We start from the raw sequence: 13,541 nt of genomic DNA, 5'->3' as shown, positions 1-13,541 counted from the left end.
CGTCGACGGAAGGCTAGCAAGGATTCACTTCGCACCCCCGCCGACCGCGCTCCCCACCGGCTTTCCGCGCCCGGCCGACTCTGGACAGCCGAAGCTACCCCGGATTAACTTGTGGAGCCACCACCAGGCAGGTTCCGCCCCGGCCGGCAGCCCCGGCCGGCGCCGTCGAAGGGAGCGCCGCCGTGCGCCGCACCGTGTTCAACGAGGACCACGAGGCCTTCCGGGAGACCATCCGGGACTTCATCGCCAACGAGGTCGTCCCGGTCTACGAGAGCTGGGAGACCGACGGTCACCCGCCGCGCGACTTCTACCGGCAGCTCGGCGAGCTCGGCGTCTACGGCATCGAGGTGCCGGAGGAGTACGGCGGCGCGGGCGAGAGCGGATTCAAGTACCAGGCGGTGATCGCCGAGGAGACCGCCCGGGCGGGCGTGAGCTTCGGCTCCTCCGGCGTGCACACCGGCCTGGTGCTGCCGTACCTGCTGGAGTACGCGAACGAGGAGCAGAAGCGGCGCTGGCTCCCCGGTTTCGTCTCCGGCGACATCATGACCGCGATCGCGATGACCGAGCCGGGCGCCGGCTCCGACCTCGCGGGCATCTCCACCACCGCGCGGCTCTCCGAGGACGGCACCCACTACGTCCTGAACGGCGCCAAGACCTTCATCACCGGCGGCGTGCTGGCCGATCTCGTCCTGGTGGTCTGCCGCACCGCCCCGTACGACCCGGAGAACCGCCGGGCCGGGCTGTCCATCCTCTGCGTGGACACCGCCTCCGCGGGCTACACCGTCGGCCGCAAGCTCCAGAAGATCGGCCTGCGCACCTCGGACACCGCCGAGCTGGCGTTCAGCGACGTCCGGGTGCCGGTGGAGAACCTGCTCGGCGAGGAGGGCAGGGCCTTCTCCTACCTGACCCACAACCTGGTGCAGGAGCGGCTGGCGATCGCCGTCGGCGCGTACGCGGCGGCCGCGGCGGCGGTGCGGTTCGCGGTCCAGTACGTCAAGGACCGCAAGGTGTTCGGCAAGGCGGTGGCCGAGTTCCAGAACACCAAGTTCACCCTGGCCGACTGCGAGGCCCAGGTGGTGGCGCAGCAGTCGATGGTGGACCGGGCGCTGGAGCTGTACCAGCACGGCGAGCTGACCGTCGCGGACGCGGCCGCGGCGAAGCTGTTCTGCACCGAGTCGGCCTCCACGGTGATCGACAAGTGCCTCCAGCTGCACGGCGGTTACGGCTACATTCTGGAGTACCCGATCGCCCGGCTCTACACCGACAACCGGGTGTTCCGGATCTACGGCGGCACCAGCGAGGTCATGCGCAGCATCATCGCCAAGTCGCTGGGCCTGTAGGGCCGTTCGGGTCCGACGGCACGGCGGGCCGTCGTTCCGCGGCGGCCCGCCCCGCTGTTCGCCGGCCCGGCGGCCGGTCTCAGTTGGGTGAGCTGTGCTCGGTGCGCCAGGCCTCCCAGCCCGCGTTGGACGCCACCTTCGCCCCCCGCAGGGCCCGCTGGGCGAGCTCGGTCGGCGGAGTGTCCAGACCGCGCACCCAGCTGCGGCCGGCCGCGATCAGCGCGGCGCACACCACCACCGTCCCGGTCGCGCTGAGCAGGGTGCCGATCGCGGTGAGTGCCACGCCGCCGGTGAGCAGCGGGCGGTTGACCTGGAACCCGGAAATGACTCTGTCGTTGGTCGCCATGCCTCCACGATGCGGGCAGTCGGCGGAGCCTGCACCTCGGACCGCCCGGCCGCGGCACCTCCGGGTGCGGGGCACCCGGGCGTCCGCGACCCTGGGCTCACGGAGTGCGCCCGGAGCCAGGAGGAGGCGCGGTGCCCGATCTCGAACAGCTCGCCGTGGAGCACGCCGCCCGGGCGGCGGAGAGCCCGCACGGGCGCAGCGCCCACCTGGTCCTGCACGACGGGATCCTGCGGCAGACCGTGATCGCGCTGACCGCGGGCACCACGCTGGACGAGCACAACCCGCCCGCCGCGGGCAGCGTCCAGGTGCTGCGCGGCCGGGTCTCGCTGACCATCGCCGGCCGGCGGCTGGAACTGCCGGCCGGCCACCTGGAGCCCGTCCCGCAGGAGCGGCACGGGCTGCTGGCGCACGTCGACTCGGTGGTGCTGCTGACCGCCGTCACCGCGTAGCGGGAGAGGGCTCCGCAGCGGGAGAGGGCTCCGCAGCGGGCGCGGACTCCTCAGCGGGCGAGAGCTCAGTAGCGGGTCAGTGCTCCACCGGGGCGAACACGCTGTCACTGACCAGCCGCAGTCCCCGCAGGAAGTCCTGCCCGCTGGGCGCGAGCTCGGGCGCGGCCAGCCACTGGGCACAGTAGCCGGCCAGCAGCGTCTGGTAGAAGGATCCGCGGGCGACCTCCTCCGCGGTGTCCGGCACCTCGGGCAGCCCCTGGAACACCGCGGCCAGTCCGAGCCGGCCCTCCTTCTGCGCCGCCGCGAAGGCGTCCGCCAGGTCGGGGGCGTGCCCCGCCTGGGCTAGCGCCTCGAACTGGGCCGCCCAGAGCCCGCGGTGCTCGACGAAGACGTCCCGCAGGCCGTCCCAGACGGCCGCGAAGCGCACCTCCGGGTCGTCCGACACCTGGTTGGCGGCGATCACCACCGCGCCCAGGGCCTCCCCCATCTCCCCGATCGCCTCGATCATCGCCGCGTTGAGCAGCGCCTCCTTCGAGCCGAAGTGATAGCCGATCGCGGCCAGGCTGACGCCGGAGGCGGTCGCGATGTCGCGGGCGGTGGTGCGGCCGTAGCCCTTCTCGTACAGGCAGCGCTTGGCGCCGCCCATCAGGTCTTCGCGGTTTCCCATGCCCCGAATCCTACGGAAGCCATGGACGAATGTCTCGCACATTCGTCTCACTCGATCGTCCGTCTCACTCGATCGTCCGTCTTGCACGAGCGACTTGCACATACGTACTAGACAAGCGTCTGAGTCATCCGTACGGTCTTCCCCATGACCGCAACCACCGGCCGCGCAGGCCGTCGCGAATGGATCGGCCTGGCCGTCCTCCTACTCCCGACCCTCGTCCTCACCATGGACATGGGCGTGCTCTTCTTCGCCGTCCCGTACATCTCCACCACGCTGGCGCCGAGCGGCACCCAGCAGCTGTGGATCATGGACATGTACTCGTTCCTGCTGGCCGGACTGCTCATCACGATGGGCGCGCTGGGCGACCGGATCGGCCGCCGCCGACTGCTGATGATCGGCGCCGCCGGCTTCGCGGGCGCCTCGCTGCTGGCCGCCTGGTCGCACGACGCCAACCAGCTGATCGCGGCGCGTGCGCTGCTCGGCGCCGCCGGGGCCACCGTGATGCCCTCGACCCTCGCGCTGATCCGCAACATGTTCCACGACCCCAAGCAGCGGCAGATCGCGCTCGGCGCCTGGGGCGGCATCCTGACCGCCGGGGCCACCCTCGGCCCGGTCGCCGGCGGGCTCCTGCTGGAGCACTTCTGGTGGGGCTCGGCCTTCCTGCTCGCCGTCCCGGTGATGGCCCTGGTGCTGCTGGCCGCGCCCGTCCTGCTCCCCGAGTACCGCTCCACCGGCCGCACCGGCCGCTTCGACCTGCTCGGCGCCGTGCTCTCGCTGACCGCGATCCTGCCGCTGGTCTACGGCGTCAAGACGATCGCCGTCGAGGGCTGGAGCCCGCTGCCCGGGCTGGCCGTCCCCGCCGGACTGCTGCTGGCCGGTGCCTTCGTGCGGCGCCAGCGCACCGCCGCGAACCCGCTGCTCGACCTGAGCCTGTTCCGGATCCGCACCTTCAGCGGCGCGATCAGCGTCAACAGCATCGCGATGTTCGCGATGATGGGCTTCTCCCTCTTCACTTCGCAGTACCTCCAGCTGGTCAAGGGCATGAGCCCGCTGACCGCCTCGCTCTGGTCGCTGGTGCCGAGCGTGGGCGTCGGCGCCGCGGTCGGGACCAGCTCGGCGCTGGCCGGGAAGGTCCGCCCGGCGGTGCTGATGGGCGGCGGCTTCCTGGTCGGCTCGGCGGGCTTCGCGATGATGACCCTGGTCGGCCCGCACTCCCCGCTGGCGCTCATCCTCACCGCGGCCGGCGTGCTGGCCGCCGGGACGGTCGGCACCATGACGATGACCGCCGAGATGGTCGTCTCCGCCGCCCCGGTCGAGCAGGCCGGCGCCGCCTCCGCCACCTCCGAGACCGCCGTCGAGCTCGGCAGCTCGCTCGGCATCGCCCTGCTCGGCGCGGCCGGCGCCGCGGTCTACCGGCATCGGCTGGACGGCGCCCTCCCGGCCGGGGTCGACGGCGAGGCCGCCCGGACCGCCCAGGACACCCTCGGCGGAGCGGTCACCGTCGCCGCCCACCTGCCCGGCCGACTCGGCGCCGACCTGCTGGAGACCACCCGCACCGCCTTCACCGACGGCCTGCACGTCGCGGCCGTGGTCGGCCTGGTCTTCGCCCTGGGCGCCGCCGTCCTGGCCTACCGCCTGATGCGGCACCTCCCGGCCGCCGCCCCCGCCACCGCCCCGGAGCCCGCTCCGGAGCCCGCCGCCGTCTGACCCGTCCGACCCGTCCGACCCGTCCGGCCCGTCCGGCCCGATCCACGCGAGTCATCGAGAGCCCCCGCCCATCCCGGGCGGGGGCTCTCCGCCGTCCCGGGAGCCGCCGTCCCGGGAGCCGCCGTCCCGCCCCCGCACAGCGGTCGCGCCGAGCGCCCGCGAGCCCCCGCGCCGCGCCTCCACCCGGGGGTGGACCGCGCCGGGTCCACCCCCGGGTGCGTGTGCCGGCCGCCCGCCGGGAGGACCGTCGAAGCACACCTCGGATCCGACCGCCGGGAGCCCCTCATGTCCCTGCCCGCCCTCCTCTCCCTCCTCGGCGTCCTCTGCTGGGTCGCCTACGAGCTGCTGCTGCGCCGGCGCGAGGACGCCGCCGCCGGCACCTGGCACGCCGACCGCCGCGACCGCGGGTCCACCCGGCTGCTGCTCGGCTGCTACGTCCTGTCGGTCCTGGTCGTGGTGCTGTTCGACCGCGCCGGAATCGGCGAACTGCCCTCCTGGGCCGCCTGGTTCGGGGTGGCCCTGGTGGCCGCCGGGCTGGCGCTGCGGGCCTGGGGCATGCGCACCCTGGGCCGCTACTACACCCGCACCCTGCGCACCGTGGACACCCAGCGCCTGGTCCGCACCGGCCCGTACCGGCTGATCCGGCACCCCGGCTACACCGGCAGCCTGCTGGTCTGGGTCGGCTACGCGGTCGGCACCGGCAGCTGGGCGGCCGCCCTGGTGGTCGCGGCCCTGCTGTTCGCCGCGTACGGCTGGCGGATCTCCGCCGAGGAGCGGCTGCTGCTGGACGCCTTCGGGAGCGAGTACGCGCAGTACCGCCGGGTGACGAAGCGCATGGTGCCGTTCGTCCACTGAACGCCCCGACGCGGTCGGCCGGGTGTGAGCTTCGGCACCCGCGTCCGGCCGGGCCGGTGCCGCCGCGCTCGCGATCCGCTCGAACGGCACCTGGTTTTTGGCCAGCGTTTCCCGGCTGGTGTATCCGTTCGCCGTCAGGTACAGGCATACTGGCCAGCACGGGCGCTAGCGCCCGCCATGACTCCTGACAAGAAGGGACCGGTGGCCAGGGATGCTGCGGAACGGTCTTGAGCCCTGGCACATTCTCGTGGTGCTGGCGGTCGTAATCCTGCTGTTCGGATCGAAGAAGCTGCCCGAGATGGCCCGTGGCCTGGGCAAGTCCATGCGCATCCTGAAGGCCGAGACGAAGGCCATGCGCGAGGACGACACCCCGGCGGACGCCGCGGCCGGCACCGCGCAGAGCACCGCCGCTCCCCAGCAGGGCGCCACCGCTCCCCAGCAGAGCGCCGACCGCCCGGCCGTCACGCCGACCAACGTGACCAAGGCCACCGAGACCAAGCGGCCCGAGACGACCGCCTGAGTCCACCCCTTCCTCCGGAAAGCCCCTGGTGAACCACCAGGGGCTTTCCGCGTTCCGGGGCCGGCCTGAGCCGTTCCGGGCCCGCTCCGGCCACCGCCCCTCCCGACTGGCCGTCCGATCTGATCCGTTGTCTCCTGGTATGCACCCATCGGAGGAACGGAGCCCGGCATGCCGACCGGCGAATCCGGCGCCGGGCCCGAGGGCGGGCCCGGCGGCGAACTGGCCGAGCTGCGGGCCCGGCTGAGCGCCGTCGAGGCCCAGGAGGCACGGCTCGCCGAACAGGTGGCCGCCGGGCCGACCTTGCGCCCGGCGGAACGCCCACCGCCCCGGCACCGGGTCCGCTCCTTCCTCGCCGCCCTCCTGATCGTGCCGGCCTGCGCGCTCACCCCGCTCGGCGCCCTCGCGTTCTGGGCACGGTCCGGGATCAGCGACACCGACCGCTACCTCGCGACGATGGCCCCGCTGGCCGAGGACCCCAGGATCAAGGCGGCCGTCACCGACCGGGTGACCGCCGAGATACCGCCGAAACGGAGGGGCCGCAGCTGCGGCGGCCCGTACGGCGACGGCGCGGGGGCTCGCCCGATCGGACCAGGCGGGCGAGCGGACGGGCCCGGGCCCGGGGAGGCTGGGCGGGATGTCCGAGAACTCTCCGCCCCCTGCCGACCTGCGGGCCTGGCTCTGGCTGCTGATCGCGTCGACGCTGCTGATGGTCGGGTACTTCACGCTGCCCCTGGAGTGGCTCGGCGAGCGCCGGCCGCTGCTGAGCTGGCTGGTGTTCGCGGGTGCGCTGGTCGGGCTGACCTGGCTGATGCTGGCCAAGATCGTCGGGGTGATGCGGGGGACGGCCAAGCGGCCGGTGGTCTGGCTGGCCTTCCTCATCTTCCTGGCGATGACCATCTTCGCGGGGACGTACTACGTGCTGGGCGCAAACAAGCCGGAGTTCGCCGGGCTGGAGACCCGGCTGGACGCGCTGTACTTCACCGTGGTGACGATGGCGACGGTCGGGTACGGGGACATCACCCCGGCCGGGCAGACGGCGCGCCTCGTGGTGGTGCTGCAGATCGGGTACAACTTCGTGTTCCTCGCGGCGGCGGCCGGAACGGCGTCCCGGGCGGCCCGGGGGAACGTGGAGCGACGGATCCGACGGCAGGACTGAGGCCGGCGCGGACGGCAACGGACGTCCGCCCGGCACCCCTGCGGCCACCCCGTCGACAAATCTTTCCGACGATTCGTCAAAATCCTTCAGTTCTTTGATGGTTGGCTCCGAACCGGCCGCCTCGTCGAGGGCTGCGGGCCGCCCACCGGCACCCGGCCGACACCACGCTCCGGCCGACCGGGCTGCCCGGATCCGCGAGGACGCCGTACCCGTAAAGTGACCTCACGAAATTCTCATGTTTTCGCTCGGCCGGACGACGCGTTCCGCGGCGGCCAGGGAGACGAAGAAGTCCGGGAGGGTCCGTGGAAGGTCATGAGGTACGCAAGCTCGCCGAGCTCGAGGACCGGCACTGGTGGTACAAGGAGCGGCGGATACTGCTGGGCCGGGAGCTCGCCAAGTTCAGCAAGGCCGGCACCGCGCTGGACATCGGGGCCGCGGGCGGTGGCAACACCCGGGTGCTGAGGGCGAACGGGTGGAAGCCGATCGCGATCGAGTACGGGGAGGAGGGCGCCCAGGTGGCCCGCGACCGCGGGCTCACCGTGATGCGGGCCGACGCCCGCAGGCTCCCGGTCGCCGACGGCGCGATCGACCTGGTGGTCGCCTTCGACGTGCTGGAGCACATCGAGGAGGACGACGCGGCGATGGCCGAGATCCACCGGGTGCTGCGCCCCGGCGGGGTGGCACTCATCGCGGTGCCGAGCGACATGAGGCTCTGGTCGGCGCACGACGTCGCGGTCGGCCACGTCCGCCGCTACACCCGCGACACCCTGCGCGAGGTGATCGTCGGCAGCGGCTTCACCATGGAGACCCTGGACAGCTGGAACGTCCTGCTCCGTCCGGCCGCCGCCTGGCGCCGGAAGAAGAGCACCGGCAGCGACCTGGACGACGTTCCGGCCTTCATCAACACCGCGCTCAGCACGGTGATCGCCGCCGAGCGCTACCTGCCCGTCCAGGGCCTGCCGGGCGTCTCCCTGCTGACCCGGGCCCGCAAGCCCGTCACCGCCGCCAGGTAGGCGCCACCGGGGTTTCCGTCGGCCCCTTGCCGCGCAAGGGGCCGACGGGCGTGCGCCCCGACGTTTCCGCCGGCCGGTCGGCGGGGCCTCCGCTGCACGGGAAGTCGGCCGGGCCGACTTCCCGCGCCTTCGGATGCCGGGGCCGCCGTGGTCGGTGCGGTCGGTGTGGTCGGTGTGGCCGGCCCACAGCACTGTCCACAGGCTGTGGACAGTGCTGTGCACTCAGGATGGAACCCTCACCCGCGGCGAAGGACGCGAATCCGCCTCCGCGAAGCCGGTAGCCGACGGCCGGAGCCGGTAGCCGGTGACAGGCGGCCGGGCCCGTCAGTCGTCCTGGAGGTCGACGGCGGTGTGCAGGGTGGCGAACAGGGCCGAGAGGCGGGCGTTCCAGTTGGCGTACGTCGGGACGTCGATGGCGTGCTTCTTGCCCATGTCCTTGACCACCTTCTGGGCGTTCTTGAGCTCCTGCGCGGCGTCGTCCGGGTTGCCCTCGTTGAGGCGCGCGGCAGTGGTGTCGAGGATCCTCAACAGGTCGGTCTGCTTGTCCCGCTCCCTGCCGACCTGGGCCTGGGCGACGGCCTGGCGGAAGGCCTGGATCTGCAGCGCTGCCGGCTGGTTGCGCGGGACGGCCTGGGTGGGGGCCGGGGGTGCGGACGGCGCCGCCGAGCTGGTGGTGGGCGCCGCCGAGCCCGCGGAGGCCTTCGGGGTGGGCGTCGTGACCGGGGCGGTGGACGGGGCGGTGGCCGCGGCGGGCTTGGCGGCGGCCGCGTTGCCGGCCGGCTCGTCGAAGGCGGTGAGGGCGAGCGCGGTGACGCCGGCCAGGCCCGCCACGCCCAACGCCCCGAACACCAGCGGCTTCCGCCGGCTGCGGGCAGGCGCGGGCGCGTTCCCGGGCCCGGGCCTTGGGACCGGGACGTAGGCGGGAGCCGCCGGGGCGGGTATCGGCGCCATCACCGAGGTGGCGGCCGGCGGCTGGGGCGGCAGCACCGTGGTGTGCTGCTGGTTCGGCGCCGGGAAGTGCGGCACCGGCGGCAGCAGCTGGGTGGCGGCCCCGCCCGCGTTCGCGAGCAGCTCCGCCGTCGGGTCGGCGACCATCAGCCCCGGTACGGTGCCGAGGAGTTCGGCCCGGGCGGTGGCCGCGTCGGCCGGGCGGTCGACCGGGTTCTTGGCCAGCAGCCGCAGCACCGCCGCGTCCAGCGCGGGCGGCAGGCCCTGGCGGCGGGCGGACGGCGGCAGCGGCTGCTCGCTGACGTGCTTGAAGGCGATCGCCACCGGGGTTTCGGCGGTGAACGGGGTCGCGCCGGTGAGCATCTCGGTCAGCACGCAGCCGACCGCGTACAGGTCCGTCCGCCCGTCCAGTTCCGAGGCGGTGGCCTGTTCGGGCGAGAGGTAGGCGGCCGTGCCGAGCACGCTCGCGGTCTGGGTCAGGTTGCTGGAGGAACCGGCCCTGGCGATGCCGAAGTCGACGACCTTCACCCCGCCGTCATCGGTGATCATGATGTTCCCGGGCTTGATGTCCCGGTGCACCAGCCCGGCCGCGTGCGCGACCGACAGCGCCTCGCAGACCGCCGCCGCGATGCCCACGGCGCGCTCCACCGGCAGCGCCTGCTGCTCCGCCAGCAGGGCGGCCAGCGAACGGCCGTTGACCAGCTCCATGACGATGAACGGGGTGCCCTGGTCCACGCCCGAGTCGAAGACCATGACGATCCTCGGGTGCGCCAGCATGGCCGCGTGCTGCGCCTCGCGGCTGAAGCGCTCGGCGAAGCGGGGGTCGTCGGCGAGTCCGCCGTTGAGGACCTTGACGGCCACCTGACGGCCCAGCACCCGGTCCGTCCCGCGCCAGACGGTGGCCATGCCGCCGACGCCGAGCAAGTCGACGAGTTCGTAACGCCCGTTCAGCGCCCGTCCGATCACCTGGAGCTCCCCTCACGTGCCCTGCCCGGGGTCCCGGGCCGCCTCGTGCACCTGTGCACGATAGCCGCACCGCCGAACGCGCCGACCAGGGGCGGAGGGTGGCGGTCGGGGGACCGGGCAGCGGTCCCCCGGCCGCCGGCACGGGGGTGCGGCCCGCCCTGACTGCGGGCGGGCGGGCCGCACGTTTCCGGGCCGGCCGGGCCGGCGGCGCGTCCGGGGGGTGCGCCTGCCGGTCCGGCCGGGGCCGGCCGGGCGGCCGGTGGGCACGGGGGAGCCGACCGGCCACCCGGGGTCTTCGGGTGGTACTGCTTCCTGCGGGTGGTGCGGGTCCTGCGGGTGGTACGGGTGGTGCTGTTCCGGGTGGGCGGCGAGCCCGGGGGGAGTCGCTCGCCGCCCACCCGGAGTCCTGGGGGCTACCTCCCGGCCGACTGTTCGTTCTCGGTCCGGTCGGGCTTGTCCGGGCGGCCGTCCTGCGCGTTGGGGACGGCCGGGGCGGTCACGCCGGACTTGCCCGGCCTGGTACCGGCGCCGCCGGTGCCCTCGCCGTCGCTGCCGCCGCTGGTGTTGCCGCGCCCGTTTCCGCTGCCGCTTCCGTTGCTGTTGCCGTTTCCGTCGGTCCGGCCGCCGCCGGTGTTCCCCTTGCCGGATCCGGCGTTCGCCCCGCTGCCGCTGCCGGTGCGGCCGGGGTCGCGCGTCGGGCCGGTGGCGCCCTGGTGGTCGCCGTCCTCGCCGCCCTCATCGTCGATCGCGGCCCGGCAGTAGTCCGTCACGCGGTCCGCGCCACCGGCCGCCGCGACCAGCGGGCCGTACAGCGATTCGCCGGCCAGTCGGCTCGGGCGGTCGCCCTTGGCCGTACGGTCGGCGAAGCCGGTGCAGAGGCCGAGCAGCGCGGGCGGGACGGCCGAACGGCCACCGCGCCCCTCGGGCGAGGGGGTGCCGGGCGTCGCGGGGCCGGACGGGACGACCGCCTGCGGTCCGGCGGAGGCGCTGCCGGACGGACGGGCGGAACCGGACGCCACGGCACCGAACGGGGCCACGCCCGCCGACGACCCGACGACCGCCGGGCCCGACGCCGGGCCGGTGGCAGCGTCCCGGCCCGCGAGCCTGTGCTCCGGCGCGGACGGGCCGCCGCCCAGCGCGGGCGGCAGGTTGCCGGTGCCGGCGGCGACGGCGACACCGCACAGCGCGGTGGTGCCGAGCACGACGGCAGTGGCCTTCATGCTGAAGGCCCTGGCCAGCACCGCGGTTGCCATCGATCGTCTCCGGACGGGGGTCACTGTCGGGTCGGGCGTGAGACTCGCCTCCCGGAACGCGGCCAGGGCGGCCTCCTCCCCGGCCAGTTCGCCGGCCGTCGCGGGGGCGGCGGCCGCGGCGAGCACCCGGGCGAGTTGCCCGGGACCGCCGTCCGGTCCGGTGAGCGAGGCGTCCTGCCCGGCCGACGGGCCGCCCACGGCACCACCGAGCAGTTGCTCGGCGGCATCACGGTCGATCCGACGGGATCGGTTGGTGCTCATCTCATGTCCTTCAGCGTCGCGGCCCGGCGTTCTGTCACACCCTGCGGAGAACTTTTTTCCGCGGGTTTCCCCACGGGTCGCCCAACGGCCTCGCCCCCGCTCACTCCGGCCGCCGCCCCGGCGGCGTTCCCCCCGGCCCCGGCGCCCGGTCCGGCCTGGGCCCCGGCCGTCGCCGCGCCGGCCCGGACCGCCGGGATACCGCCCCCGGAGGCGCGCGGCTCGACCAGCTTGGCCAGCCGCCGCAGCCCCCGGTGGGCGGCCATCCGGACGCTGCCGGCCCGCTTGCCGAGCACCCGGGCGGCGCTCTCCGCGTCCAGCTCCATGACCACCCGCAGCAGCACGGCCTCGGCCTGGTCGCGCGGCAGTCGGGAGATCAGGGCCAGCGCGTCGGCGGTGCCGACCGTGGTCAGCGCCGCACGCGCGGTGTCGTCCCCCGCCGCCAGCTCGACCAGTTGCTCGAACGGCAGGTCGGTGACCGGACGGCGGCGCCGGGCGCGCAGGTGGTCGAGGGCGCGGTGGCGGGCGACGGTGGCGGCCCAGCCCCGGAAGCCGTCCCCGTCGCCGGAGAAGCCGCGCAGGTCGCGGGCGATCTGCAGCCAGGTCTCGGAGGCGATGTCCTCGGCGTCCTGCGCGTCCTCCGGCCGGCCGCCGACCAGCACCCGCAGGTAGCGCAGCAGGCCCGGCTGGACGGTCCGGAACAGCAGCCGGAACGCCTGTTCGTCCCCGGCCTGCGCGGCCCGGACCGCCTCGGTCAGGTCGGGGGGAGCGGGGGCCGGGCCCGGCGGCGGGCCGGCGGGTGGGACTGGTCCGGACCGGCCGACGGGTCCGTCGGTGCCCGCTCCGGGGCGCTCTGCACTCTGCACCCGCCACATGATGCGCCATTCGGGCGAACACTTCGGCTCCGGCCGAACGACCGCCCGCGGCCGGGGCCAAGGTCCCGAGGACTGCTGTCGTTCGCCCACGGCCCGGACGGGCCCGTCCGGCCTACGTTGTCGGTGGGCGAAGCAGTCCGGGCCGACGGCCCGCCCCGACACGGGGTCCGCCGACGCACCCGGCCCGCCGCCGGGATACCGCCGTGTCCGAGGGCGCACGCACGACCCGTGCGGGCCCCGGTCGCACGACCCTGCCTGGTTTGAGCCGTGCCGCTGGGGACCAGCACTGACGGGGACCACCACCGGCGCCGGGCCCGGCGCACCGCACCCGGCGCACCCGTCCGACACCACGACCAGCAGGGAAAGACCGCGATGACGACCGCCCACGAGCTCCACGGGCTCCACGAGCTCCATGCGAAGGGCCTGCGCGAGCACCTCGCACCCGCCCTGCGCGCCCTGGGCCTCATCGGGTGGCGCCGGACCTTCAGCCTGCCGGACGAGACCCACTGGCTGCTGCTCGGCCTGGTCGAGCGCCCCGCCGCCGACCGGGTGCCCTTCACCTTCGAGCTCAGCGTGGTCCGACGCACCGACTGGAGCGTCGCGGCCCTCCCCGGCCACCGGCCCGACCCGCGCACCCGGTACGGCGTCGAGACCTGGCGGGCCCGGATCGGCGAGGTGCTGCCGGTCGGCGAGGACGTCTGGTGGGAGGTGCTGCCCGGGCCGCGCTGGCAGCTCCCGCTGGACGACGCGGTCGCCGCCGTGCACCGTTACGGCCTGCCGGAGCTGCGGCGCCGGGCCGAGGCGGACCGCACCCCCGCCGGGGAGACCTACCTCCTGCCCGCCGAGCTGGAGGCGGTCAACGCCGCGCTGCTGACCGCGGCGGTGGCCCGGGTGCAGCGCGCCGAGCTGACCGACGAGGCGCTGGTGCTGACCGGCGCCTGGACCCGCGGCGACGGCGTCGCCCGGACCGTTCTGGCGGGTGTCGCGCAGGGCTTCCTGTCCGCCGGCGACGAGCGCTTCGGCACCGTCCGCTGCCTGGACACCCTGGGCCGCGCACTGTGGACCTTCCCCGACGAGGGGTAGGAAATCCGCAGGTCGGAGGCGGTGTCACGGCGCGCACCATGACAACCGTCACGCGGATGACGCAACGGACGGCACTGCGCTGACGGAGGGTCGGACGGAAAGACT

13 protein-coding genes are annotated in these 13,541 nt (G+C 74.5%); 8 read left to right on the top strand and 5 right to left on the bottom strand.

Annotation, left to right across the window (positions count from 1 at the left end; all coding sequences use genetic code 11):
- Positions 1 to 182: 182 nt before the first annotated feature.
- The gene (locus ACZ6EM_RS07340) at positions 183 to 1,340 is read left to right on the top strand and encodes an acyl-CoA dehydrogenase family protein (RefSeq protein ID WP_465771907.1); all 1,158 of its coding nucleotides are present in this window, start codon (positions 183 to 185) and stop codon (positions 1,338 to 1,340) included.
- A gap of 79 nt (positions 1,341 to 1,419) precedes the next feature.
- Here the strand turns inward: ACZ6EM_RS07340 and ACZ6EM_RS07335 are convergent, their stop codons facing one another.
- A complete protein-coding gene (locus ACZ6EM_RS07335; RefSeq protein ID WP_401051382.1) occupies positions 1,420 to 1,686 on the bottom strand; it encodes a hypothetical protein in 267 nt (88 codons plus the stop codon).
- 131 nt (positions 1,687 to 1,817) lie between these two features.
- Between ACZ6EM_RS07335 and ACZ6EM_RS07330 the strand changes: the two genes are divergently transcribed.
- Positions 1,818 to 2,135 (top strand): cupin domain-containing protein, encoded by a 318-nt coding sequence (locus ACZ6EM_RS07330; protein ID WP_359910367.1) that lies wholly within the window; start codon positions 1,818 to 1,820, stop codon positions 2,133 to 2,135.
- Positions 2,136 to 2,211: 76 nt separating this feature from the next.
- Here the strand turns inward: ACZ6EM_RS07330 and ACZ6EM_RS07325 are convergent, their stop codons facing one another.
- Positions 2,212 to 2,802 carry a TetR/AcrR family transcriptional regulator gene (locus ACZ6EM_RS07325; RefSeq protein WP_401051378.1) on the bottom strand — a complete coding sequence of 197 codons (591 nt, stop codon included), beginning with the start codon at positions 2,800 to 2,802 and terminating at the stop codon, positions 2,212 to 2,214.
- A gap of 144 nt (positions 2,803 to 2,946) precedes the next feature.
- On the opposite strand from ACZ6EM_RS07325, the gene ACZ6EM_RS07320 reads away from it, so the two are divergent.
- From ACZ6EM_RS07320 to ACZ6EM_RS07300, 5 genes are all read left to right on the top strand, one after another.
- Positions 2,947 to 4,509, top strand: coding sequence for an MFS transporter (locus ACZ6EM_RS07320; RefSeq protein WP_401051375.1), 1,563 nt, complete (start codon positions 2,947 to 2,949; stop codon positions 4,507 to 4,509).
- Positions 4,510 to 4,794: 285 nt separating this feature from the next.
- Positions 4,795 to 5,364, top strand: a complete 570-nt coding sequence (locus ACZ6EM_RS07315) for a methyltransferase family protein (protein WP_465771905.1) — start codon at positions 4,795 to 4,797, stop codon at positions 5,362 to 5,364.
- 211 nt (positions 5,365 to 5,575) lie between these two features.
- The gene (gene tatA, locus ACZ6EM_RS07310; RefSeq protein ID WP_359910355.1) at positions 5,576 to 5,884 is read left to right on the top strand and encodes a Sec-independent protein translocase subunit TatA; all 309 of its coding nucleotides are present in this window, start codon (positions 5,576 to 5,578) and stop codon (positions 5,882 to 5,884) included.
- A gap of 634 nt (positions 5,885 to 6,518) precedes the next feature.
- Complete coding sequence (locus ACZ6EM_RS07305) at positions 6,519 to 7,040, top strand: ion channel (protein WP_401047904.1); 522 nt, start codon at positions 6,519 to 6,521, stop codon at positions 7,038 to 7,040.
- Between the two features lie 302 nt (positions 7,041 to 7,342).
- On the top strand, positions 7,343 to 8,053 hold the full coding sequence (locus ACZ6EM_RS07300) for a class I SAM-dependent methyltransferase (RefSeq protein ID WP_359910346.1): 711 nt from the start codon (positions 7,343 to 7,345) through the stop codon (positions 8,051 to 8,053).
- A 324-nt stretch (positions 8,054 to 8,377) separates the two neighbouring features.
- Here the strand turns inward: ACZ6EM_RS07300 and ACZ6EM_RS07295 are convergent, their stop codons facing one another.
- The 3 genes from ACZ6EM_RS07295 to ACZ6EM_RS07285 all read right to left on the bottom strand — a co-directional run bounded on the left by ACZ6EM_RS07295 (position 8,378) and on the right by ACZ6EM_RS07285 (position 12,353).
- On the bottom strand, positions 8,378 to 9,967 hold the full coding sequence (locus tag ACZ6EM_RS07295; protein WP_465771904.1) for a protein kinase domain-containing protein: 1,590 nt from the start codon (positions 9,965 to 9,967) through the stop codon (positions 8,378 to 8,380).
- A 413-nt stretch (positions 9,968 to 10,380) separates the two neighbouring features.
- Entirely contained in the window at positions 10,381 to 11,481 is a 1,101-nt protein-coding gene (locus tag ACZ6EM_RS07290) for a hypothetical protein (protein ID WP_465771903.1), read from the bottom strand.
- Complete coding sequence (locus tag ACZ6EM_RS07285) at positions 11,478 to 12,353, bottom strand: RNA polymerase sigma factor (RefSeq protein ID WP_465771902.1); 876 nt, start codon at positions 12,351 to 12,353, stop codon at positions 11,478 to 11,480. Before ACZ6EM_RS07285 ends, ACZ6EM_RS07290 begins: the two co-directional genes overlap by 4 nt.
- Positions 12,354 to 12,725: 372 nt before the next feature.
- On the opposite strand from ACZ6EM_RS07285, the gene ACZ6EM_RS07280 reads away from it, so the two are divergent.
- Positions 12,726 to 13,436 (top strand): hypothetical protein, encoded by a 711-nt coding sequence (locus ACZ6EM_RS07280; RefSeq protein WP_465771901.1) that lies wholly within the window; start codon positions 12,726 to 12,728, stop codon positions 13,434 to 13,436.
- The last annotated feature ends 105 nt before the right edge of the window (positions 13,437 to 13,541 follow it).

The sequence above is a fragment of the Kitasatospora sp. NPDC041917 genome, from assembly GCF_055589745.1.
Note: the sequence above shows the minus strand (reverse complement) of the source record. Positions and strands in the feature narration are given on the sequence as shown.